Annotated in this window: 2 protein-coding genes and 1 pseudogene; 1 reads left to right on the plus strand and 2 read right to left on the minus strand. The window is 69.1% G+C overall.

Features of this window, described 5'->3' with window-relative positions:
• On the plus strand, window positions 1–1,005 hold a 1,005-nt coding region (locus tag VML93_RS37345; RefSeq protein ID WP_325618731.1), incomplete at its 5' end, for a carboxylesterase family protein.
• A 99-nt stretch (window positions 1,006–1,104) separates the two neighbouring features.
• On the opposite strand, the gene VML93_RS37350 is transcribed toward VML93_RS37345, so the two are convergent.
• On the minus strand, window positions 1,105–1,944 hold the full coding sequence (locus VML93_RS37350) for a glutamate ABC transporter substrate-binding protein (protein ID WP_325618733.1): 840 nt from the start codon (window positions 1,942–1,944) through the stop codon (window positions 1,105–1,107).
• Between the two features lies 1 nt (window position 1,945).
• Window positions 1,946–2,332: pseudogene (locus VML93_RS37355) on the minus strand (hypothetical protein); the annotation flags it as partial.

The following is a 2,332-nucleotide window of genomic DNA, read 5'->3' on the forward strand; positions in this document are numbered from 1 at the left end:
AACATCGCCGCGTTCGGCGGCGACCCACAGCAGGTGACGCTGTTCGGTGAGTCCGCGGGCGCAGGGATCGTGACGGCCTTGCTGACGGTGCCTGCCGCGGCGGGGTTGTTCCACCGGGCCATTGCCCAGAGTTCGCCGGCCACCTCGATCTACGACCTCGCCCGCGGCCGCACCGTCGCCGCGCTGGTGCTGCAGACGCTGGGCGTGGGGATCGAGAAGGCCCGCGACGTGCCGGTGGAGGCGCTGGTCGAGGCGGGCGCGCACGTCTTCGACCACGTGCCGAACACCACGCCGGGCACCCTGGCGTTCGCGCCGAGCGTCGACGGCGACCTGGTGCCGGACTATCCGGTCAAGCTGGCCCGCGCGGGCCGGTCGCATCCGGTGCCGCTGATCATCGGCACCAACCGCGACGAGGCCGCGCTGTTCCGGTGGATGAAATCGCCGCTGATGCCCATCGCGCCCAAGACCATCCGCGCCATGTTCGAGGAGATCGCCGCCGAGCAGCCCGAGCTGCAGATCCCGTCGGAGGCCCAGATCGGTTCGGCGTACTCCGGCATCCGGACGCGGGTGCGCGGCCTGCACGTCGCCCGCGACGTCGGCTTCCGGATGCCCACGGTGTGGTTCGCCGAAGGGCACGCCGCGGTGGCGCCGGTGTACCTGTACCGGTTCGACTGGACCACGCCCATGCTGCGGCTGCTGCGGTTGGGGGCGGCGCACGCGACCGAGCTGCCCTATGTGTGGGGCAACCTGGTGATGGGACCGCGGGACATCACCTTCAAGCTCGGCGGGTTGAAGCAGGGCGAGGCCCTGTCGGGGCGGATGCGCGCCCGCTGGACGAACTTCGCGCGCGGCGCCGAGCCCGCCGGTCCGGCGGGCGAGCCGTGGCGGCGCTACGCGGCGGGGGATCGTGCAACGCTGCGGATCGACCGCCACGATGACCTGGTCGACGACCTGGACCGTGAGATCAGGGTGGCGTGGGGGGACGAGATCCTGAGTTTCCGTTGAGCGACGATGCGGGCTTCTCCGCCGGTCACGTGGTCGACGTGAAGCCGGCGGAGAACCCGCTACGCACCGTGTGCGCTGGGTCAGCGGTGCGGTGTCGAGTCAGCCAACGGCGGGTGGGCTGGGGACGTGGTATCCGGAGGGTGCGACCCAGGTGTCGAGGGATTTCTTCCAGGCGCCGGAGGAGATGTAGTCGGCCAGGGCGGCGTTGACCTTGTCGACCATTTCGGTGTCGCCTTTTTTGATGCCGACGCCGTAGGTTTCGTCGGTGAAGCCCTTGCCGACCACTTTGAGCAGACCCTTGTATTCGGGTTGGGCGGCGAACCCGGCCAGGATCAGGTCGTCGGTGGAGACGGCGTCGACGTCGCCGTTGGCGAGGTCGCGCACGCATTCGGAGAAGGTGGGCACCTCGCGCAGGGTGATCTTGCCCTTGTAGTGCGCCTTGACGTAGTCCGCGGAGGTGGTGCCCGAGGCGGCGCACAGGGTTTTGCCGTCCAGGGTTTCCGGGCCGGTGATCGAGTCGTCGTTGCGGCGGATCAGCAGGTCCTGGTGCGCCACGAAGTACGGTTTGGAGAAGCTGATCTGTTGTTCGCGTTCCGGGGTGATCGAGAACGTGGCGACCACGAGGTCCACCTGGCCGTTCTCCAGGGCCGCGATGCGCTCACCGGGGTCCAGCGGTTTCCAGGTGATGTTCTCGGTCGGGACGTCGAGCTTGCCGGCGATGTAGGCGGCGGTGTCGATGTCGAACCCCTGATAGCCGGTGCCGGCCTTGGCGGACACCCCCGGTTCGTCGTCGGCGATGCCGATGGTCAGCTTGCCGGTGCCGGTGGCGCTGTTGGTGGGGGCGCTGCCGCCGCCGCCCGACGAGCAGGCCGCCAGGGTGGCGGTGGTGGCGATCCCGATCGCGGCGGCCAGGATCCGCAGGGCCAGGGTGCGCGCCATCTCAGTTGCCCTCTCCGGTCGAGCTGGTGGATGCGTCGGGGTAGCGGGGTCCGGTGTCGGTCCAGATGCTGCCGATCCGCCCGCCGGTGTGCTCGATGACCCGCGATTTGACCAGCAGCCAGCCCACCTCGAGCAGCACCACCAGCACCGGGATCCCGATCACGACGACGATGAAGTCGGTCTTGTGCCAGAAGTACGGCGAGGACTGCCACCCCGAGACCGCCATGCCCACCAGCACCAGCACCAAAAACGCCAACCCGACATAACTGGTCCACGGATAGCCGGGCGCCTGGAACGAACTCGGCGGCACCACCCCCTTGTTGGACAGCTGCCGCAACCGCAGCTGGCACAGGAAGATCGTCGCCCAGGTGAACACCACCCCGATCGC

Source organism: Mycobacterium sp. (assembly GCF_035499775.1).
Taxonomy (GTDB): Bacteria; Actinomycetota; Actinomycetes; order Mycobacteriales; family Mycobacteriaceae; genus Mycobacterium.

Excerpts from the sequence above, each read along its gene's own strand:
- VML93_RS37350 (WP_325618733.1), bottom strand. The coding sequence starts at position 1,944 with ATGGCGCGCACCCTGGCCCTGCGGATCCTGGCCGCCGCGATCGGGATC.